This is a genomic window from Acidithiobacillus sp., assembly GCF_023255755.1.
Classification (GTDB): domain Bacteria; phylum Pseudomonadota; class Gammaproteobacteria; order Acidithiobacillales; family Acidithiobacillaceae; genus Acidithiobacillus.
On the sequence record NZ_JAGDVS010000009.1, the window covers coordinates 33,442 to 40,017 of the forward strand.

Genomic DNA, 6,576 nt, shown 5'->3' on the forward strand with positions numbered 1-6,576 from the left:
GATCAAGCGGGACATTACTTGGCATGTCGCGCGGGCGATGAATGGCCGCGCGGAATGTTGTGAGAACAACCAGAGAAGCCGCGAACGGTGCGGAACGCAAGCAAAGGCGCCACCATAGGCATGGCCTGAAAGGCGCCACACTGGATTGCATCCTCCGCTGTGCGACGGTCTCCTAGGAGAAGAGAACTTCCGCCCGATGCCAATAGCAGAGCGGGATGAAAATAAGCAGACTACGCCGAAACTATCTCTCTTGTACGCCGTAATACCACATGTTTAATCAATATCTTCGATGGCTCTGGAACATTAGCCAAACGCACTCGTGATTTGAATGTTCCTAGACCCAAGGTGCTTGCCAGCACACCAATGCACTCGTCAGCAAAGGACGGTGTTGGTGATGAATTCTCAAAATCCAGTTCCACGCCATCATTGGCAAGCAATGCATCTAGAATGAATTGTCGAGCCACAATCCCATGGGGCCGAGTGGCCATAGGAAACTTACTATGCACCTCAACCCTAAAAAATCCAGTCGCAGTCGTCATTTTCAGATTCCTCCAGCGCTCCGGGCCACTGAGCATATACAACCCCAGTATCAAGAGCTATGCGAGTGTCCCACTCCAAAACTATCACCGTACCCTTCAGCCCAAGAGCAGGAATCACGCCCGTCTCGACGTTCTGCCCTTCTATCGAAAGATACTCCTCTCCAGACAGTATATGCAAAACACCACCACTCTGCATCATGAGATCCCGGGCCAGTGTGAGCCCATACCCAGAATGGCCTTTCCCGGCCTTGCTAGTGACACTGTACTCTGTTGCAAGACTGCAAGCATTTTCTTTGGTCAGCCGGTCCTGATACTTGCCACAGGCTTCAATGGTTTGACGAATACCCAAGCCACTGTCAACAATGGCTATCTGTGCCCGGTAAGCGCTTGCCCATACCTGTGCACAAACAACCCCGTAAGAAGCGATACGCTCTGCCATCTGAGAATGTGCCACACAATTACCCAATAATTCTACCGCCAGAGAATAAATACTATCTTGCGTGAACTTATCTACGCAGCACGGCCGAAACATCGCAGTCAGTCGATCAGCGATCGACACAACATCGTCTTCTGATGTTATCATGGTCAACGGTTGGAACTTTCCCACCTCTTCGTGTTCATTGACCAATACAGGCGGAGGCTGTCCCAACACTTGCCAAAGGTGCATCCGAGACGCGTAGTGGGCCAAATTCTCATCTCGTATACGCACAACCCCTGACGGTGCCGCAATAAACTTGGATGCAAGAATCGCAAAGTGATAAGGCTTGAAGAAGGACGGGCTTTGGCACCGACGCTGTGAAACCAAATTGTCTGTGCTTCGGTGCCAAGTAATCAAATTATCAATAGTGCTTGATTGCATATGCCATAGCTCTTTACACCGTTGAAATAGCAATAAACCGGGATTATAACTGACAGACGGGAATTTGATCAAAAAAGTACAGCACCCCCGTCGGAGGACCTGCATATTGCTCGCAACTGTCTGAAGTGGATAACGAATGAGCACCACAAAAAGCACCGCCAGTCGATTGGAGGCCGCGCTGCGCAGTGATCATGGGTCGCCATCTTTCACAATATCACGCAAATACGCGCTCATCCTTGGCAGGGATAGCCAAACAAAATCTCTCAGGGTTTACTCCATCCCCTGCGCGCCACGCCCCAGACAAAAATAAATCTTCCTGGATAACCCCATCCATCTCTAGCGCCGAATGGTATTGCAGAAACCAAACAACATTATGATTTACCTTCTTTTTCCATTGTGGCGGCCGACGTACAAACTTTTTTCCTTGGCCGGTATGGCCGCTACTTCTGCCACCGCCAGCCACCTGCGTGGAATGCGACGGATTGAAGCTATTCACCACGATCTTGTTGCCTACGCCGCGCACGAGCTGTTTGACCAATAATTCATCGCCTCGGCCGGACAGGACTTCCGCGATCCGGGAGTTCCCATGTGCAGTTCATAGCTTGTTGGCGTTCCATGCCATGAGAACCCGGGCTCGGACATGCACGAACTCCATATCCGCTTCCTGAATCAGGTATGGTTCGTAGGCCTTGTTATCCGACAGCATTAAGATGGCCCCGTCGGGTCGAATCTGCAGGCGTTTGATGTACAGCTTGTTGTGCAACTCCAGGACATATACGGCATCCACTCTGATCTCGGAAACGCCACGATCCACCAGCAGCAGATCCCCATCGGAAAACGTCGGCTTCATGCTGTCCCCGACCCCGGCGATGATGGAAAGGTTTCCCGGCGCGCTAAACGCCAAGTTTCGACGCAGCCACGATTCTCTCACTGATATCTGACTGGCGACTATCTCATGATCCGGAACCTCCCGGCCATCACCTTGTGATCCCTGCACGTCGAGCACTGGGATATGGACTACCTTCTCAGTCCGCGCTTTCTCGTTAGGCGCAACAATGTTCCACACATGTTTGGGCGGCGGCCTCGTTACCGCTGATTCGGGTAGCTGCTGCGGGGCTGCCGACTGAGGCTCCGGGGCAAGAAAGGAGGGGTCGCGCATGGGGCCTTCTCCATTTTCCAACCAGATTGCCCGCACCCCACACGCTCGCGCAAAGGCTGCCGTGTATGCTGACCCTTTTGCCGTTTTACTCCGTTCTAACTTGGAGATGTTCTCTTGGGTACACGCCCGCCCAATGAGCTCCTCTAGGTCCTTTTGGGTAAGGCCTGCCCTTTCCCTCGCTTCCTTTAATCTTTGTCCATATAGCTTATTTTCCATGAGGCTAACGGTATAACCATGGTTCACGTCGAACAAACAACCAGGATTCTTGACTTGCATAGAACTATGGTTATATTCTGTAGTCATGGACAGCCCATCTCCGATTCAAAAAGCCATTTCCGCCGCTGGAAGCCAATCCGCCCTTGGCCGACTGGTCGGTGTTTCGCAACCGGCCGTTAGAAAGTGGGCATGTGGGTTATCCCAGCCTAGCGCCAAATCCGCATTATCAATCGAGCGCGAGCTGGGGATTTCTAGATATGAGCTTTTGCCACATGTATTTGGCCCAGATCCCAGTCGCACCGACATCTTCGACCCCCTCCCCCCAACCCAGGGCGACACTTCGCCCCAAGCCCAAGGACCCGAGAGGGAACCCGCATGAGCACGCGTTTCGGAATATTTTCTATCCGTCGCCTCCGCAATGACCAAAGGCGGTCACTGTACCGCATCCAGAGGACAGCATGAACGGTAACCGCAGCTACATCACGGCTAAGGTCGCATGGCTTCAACGCCAATCCAACCTACAAGATTTTTCCACGCGAGGACATCTCTCATGAGCGCACTGGATCCCGTCGTCTCCGCCCGTCCCGCCTATCTGCCCACAGGTCCCCGTGAGGAATATCGCGGGGAGCGTCCCGTCTATCGGAGGGACGTGGGGCCACGAGGGGGTGCCGCCCCAGGTGGGGCGCAGGCTTCGATACCGTCGCGGCCGACTATCACCGTCGTCAAGACAGATCAGATCCGTGCAGAAAGCCGCGAACCGGTACCGGCGCTTTCCGCTGAACCATCAACCTCTCAGGAGGCCATTGCCGTGCAGCCTACTACACCCACATCGACCAATCCGGCGACTCACTTGCCCCAGGCCGGACCCTCGGTCAGCGCTGGCGAACCTCCGCAAGACATCAATGAAGCATACAATGGTGGCGGGCAACCTGGGGGCGTGGACTTCAATCCGGCGCAGCTCGCCGTTTTCACCGAGGGCTCCCAAAAGGACCGGATACTGGCGGCGGTGGCGCACGGCGCGCGCACGACGACCGAAATCACGCAACGCACCGGATTGCTGCGGGAACAGGTCCATAAGGCCGTGGGCTGGCTGGTGAAAAAGGGCGAACTGCAGGACATGCCCAACGATGAGGAACGAACGGTGGAACTCGCTCCATCCCCGGGCACCCGCGGCGTCCACTCGCCCGTTCAAGACAGGCCCGCCGGTGAACCTGCGCCGGCAGCCGCCAAAACCGCGCCAACTCAGGACCCCGGCTCCCAGTGGAATGATCCGATCGGGAAAGTCTTGGAGGTCCTCTTATCCAACGACACGGTCTCCCTCACGGCCTTGTGCACAATGACCGGGCTTACCCGAGACGAGGGCCTCCGGGCGATTGACGCACTGGATGCCTCGCTACTTGAGATGAAGGGAGACGACGAATTCATCGAACGGTTCCACGGGGATGATGACGAGATCTGGTATCAATATATGACCGCCACCATGGACCCTGCTCCCCAGACGTCCCCAGCGCCTGCGCGTGAGACACAGGGTCATCCTGCTCCGGCTACCGATGAACTCATAGACCAGCTGGAGGAAGCGGCCACAGAGGCCTTCACGGTGCTGCGAGATGCCTTTTCCCGATTGGCCGACCTGGCGCGAGAAAACGCGGCGGCCAGAGATCGGCTGACGGCGGTGCAGAAACTACTGGGTGGGGAGGACTGAATCATGTTTTGCGCGAAGGCAAAAAACAGCTTACCGCTATTCAGGAAGTCGTTCGCCGCAACGGTCGAGGCATTCACAAGCGCATCGATGAAAACCGCGAGCTGATGGAATTGTTACAGACCAAGGCTCCGGCGCTTCTGCGCGAGTACCCATGGGTGGAGGGGTGGATTCATTCGCAGGACGATTTTCTCGTCGAGATCGAAAAGGTAGCGGGAATCCATTTACATTCTCCACGGCTTTACCCCTTCCCCCGGCCATGGCCCGGAACGGCACCGTACATACCACAACAACAGAACGATACGAGTCCTGTTTCTGATGATGGCGGAAAGGTTGCCTATACCCTGGCGGAAATCAAGGACAAAAAAAAGCAGCTAGACACCATCAATTGGGCATGTTTCCAAAGTGGAGGACTAGTCCCCAGCCCACGATTACATCAGGCATTTGCCCGAGGATTGATTGGCGGCCTGGTGCTTATTCCTCTGCTTTGGTTAAAGCATTTGCCGGGTTACCCAAATCTACCCTTGGCCTACCTGCCCTTGATCGCCAGCATCTCTATCTTCTGCTGGGTCTACTGGCGGTCCACCTACACATCCAGGTGGCTTGATTTGATCGATATGAAGCTTGCCGAGTATGGCCCGGTGAACAAGGAAGCCTACCGGGAACTGCAACGTGATACCAGAAAAAATGGCCATTTTAACGAATGGCGGGTACGGGAATGGGTGATGCAGGAGCGCCACGCGCTACAAATCGCGCGGGGAGACTTTTCTCCCACTACTATGCCAACACGGGGCGGTGCTGGCGCACGCGGGCCAAGAGACTGCTGGAGGTAGGCATGTGTAATCCGCATAAGCCCTTCATGGCTGAAGTGTCTGATATAGATCCCCCCATCCCAGCGGACGCGGATCTCCGAAGTGTCCGCTGGTTCAAATTGGACATTGTCAGCCTGCTCAACTCGGACTTCATGCAGCTGGCCAACCCGGAGGAATTCAAGGCCGCGTTCCTGTTGTGGACCAAAAGCATTCACCAGGTCCCGGCGGGCAGCCTGCCCAACGACGAAGCCATTCTGGCGATGCTGGCCGGGGGCTATGACCATCGCCGGAAACCCTGGCAGCGTATCCGCCAGATGGCGCTCCACGGCTGGGACTTGTGCTCGGATGGCAGACTCTACCACCAGGCGGTAGCGGGAACTGTGCTGGACATCCTCTCCGCAGTTCAAGTCCGTGCACAGGTTACCGATCCACTCAATGCGCAAGAGGCCGCGAAAGCGAAGGGCAAGGCACGTCAGCAAAAATTTAGGGATAACCAGCGCGCCAAACGGGCAATGGAAAAGGCTCGGACCCAGCAGGGCGATGAACCATCACCCGTGACAGACATGACAACCGTAACGCCCGTAACGTTACGCGTAACGCCACCCGTAACGCCCGTAACGTCACCTATTAAAGAAGAAGATAGAGAGGAAGATAAAGAAATACATAATGATAACGCGGCCGTAACGTTACGCGTAACGCCGTTATCCGTAACGCCAGAGACACCGTTGCCGGATGAAGAGGAATCTTCTTCTCCATCCCGTGAAGGCGCTCTATGCAAGAAGCTACGGGCACTTGGTGTCCGTGCAGCCCCACACATGGTTGTTGTGCAGGAGATGTGCGCCCGGCATGCCGATGAACACATTCTCGACGCAGCGGAAATCGCGCTGGAGAAAAAAGGCGCCGGTATTCACGTCGGCTACATCGCTGCCATGCTGAAAAACGGCGCCACGGAAGGAAAAACAAAGAGCAGATCAACGGCGGGCCCGCCCAATCGCCAACTGATACCCCCAGTCGCCGTAGGCGGATCTCATTATGTCAATCTGTAGGAGATAACCATGTCGCATCCGAAGAAGTTCAAGAGTAAAGAACAACCCCGCGTTCCCGTCGGAGAGATGGCCAGGGATCTCCTCGCCAAATGGGGATTCGACCCCACCAATGAGGCGATCCTGCCTGACCGCCATCCTCAGTACCGCGAGTGCACGCGCCATGGTCGTTATCCCATTTCGATGGTGGATGAGCAGGCTGTCGTCCGGTACATGGCACCGGTCTGTTCGGTATGCGCGGCGGAGCGT

Annotated in this window: 8 protein-coding genes and 2 pseudogenes; 5 read left to right on the plus strand and 5 right to left on the minus strand. The window is 55.4% G+C overall.

What is annotated here, in order from left to right:
- Window positions 1-230: 230 nt before the first annotated feature.
- The 5 genes and pseudogenes from Q0C48_RS01005 to Q0C48_RS14585 form a co-directional block, all read right to left on the minus strand.
- A complete protein-coding gene (locus Q0C48_RS01005; protein ID WP_291520705.1) occupies window positions 231-539 on the minus strand; it encodes an STAS-like domain-containing protein in 309 nt (102 codons plus the stop codon).
- The gene (locus Q0C48_RS01010) at window positions 514-1,398 is read right to left on the minus strand and encodes a hypothetical protein (RefSeq protein WP_291520706.1); all 885 of its coding nucleotides are present in this window, start codon (window positions 1,396-1,398) and stop codon (window positions 514-516) included. Before Q0C48_RS01010 ends, Q0C48_RS01005 begins: the two co-directional genes overlap by 26 nt.
- A 214-nt stretch (window positions 1,399-1,612) precedes the next feature.
- Window positions 1,613-1,936 (minus strand): hypothetical protein, encoded by a 324-nt coding sequence (locus Q0C48_RS01015; RefSeq protein WP_291520707.1) that lies wholly within the window; start codon window positions 1,934-1,936, stop codon window positions 1,613-1,615.
- Window positions 1,937-1,993: 57 nt separating this feature from the next.
- Window positions 1,994-2,557: a S24 family peptidase gene (locus Q0C48_RS01020; protein ID WP_291520708.1), complete on the minus strand. Its 564-nt coding sequence runs from the start codon at window positions 2,555-2,557 to the stop codon at window positions 1,994-1,996.
- Between the two features lie 30 nt (window positions 2,558-2,587).
- Window positions 2,588-2,860 (minus strand): annotated as a pseudogene (locus Q0C48_RS14585) (helix-turn-helix transcriptional regulator); the annotation flags it as partial.
- Here Q0C48_RS14585 and Q0C48_RS14590 point away from each other — a divergent pair.
- From Q0C48_RS14590 to Q0C48_RS01040, 5 genes and pseudogenes are all read left to right on the plus strand, one after another.
- On the plus strand, window positions 2,859-3,152 hold the full coding sequence (locus Q0C48_RS14590; protein WP_366936971.1) for a YdaS family helix-turn-helix protein: 294 nt from the start codon (window positions 2,859-2,861) through the stop codon (window positions 3,150-3,152). The pseudogene Q0C48_RS14585 and the gene Q0C48_RS14590 sit on opposite strands and share 2 nt — an antisense overlap.
- A gap of 171 nt (window positions 3,153-3,323) precedes the next feature.
- On the plus strand, window positions 3,324-4,475 hold the full coding sequence (locus Q0C48_RS01025) for a hypothetical protein (RefSeq protein ID WP_291520709.1): 1,152 nt from the start codon (window positions 3,324-3,326) through the stop codon (window positions 4,473-4,475).
- A gap of 8 nt (window positions 4,476-4,483) precedes the next feature.
- Entirely contained in the window at window positions 4,484-5,305 is an 822-nt protein-coding gene (locus Q0C48_RS01030) for a hypothetical protein (RefSeq protein WP_291520710.1), read from the plus strand.
- A gap of 2 nt (window positions 5,306-5,307) precedes the next feature.
- Complete coding sequence (locus Q0C48_RS01035) at window positions 5,308-6,330, plus strand: DUF1376 domain-containing protein (protein ID WP_291520711.1); 1,023 nt, start codon at window positions 5,308-5,310, stop codon at window positions 6,328-6,330.
- Between the two features lie 9 nt (window positions 6,331-6,339).
- Window positions 6,340-6,576, plus strand: a pseudogene (locus Q0C48_RS01040) (DNA replication protein DnaC); the annotation flags it as partial.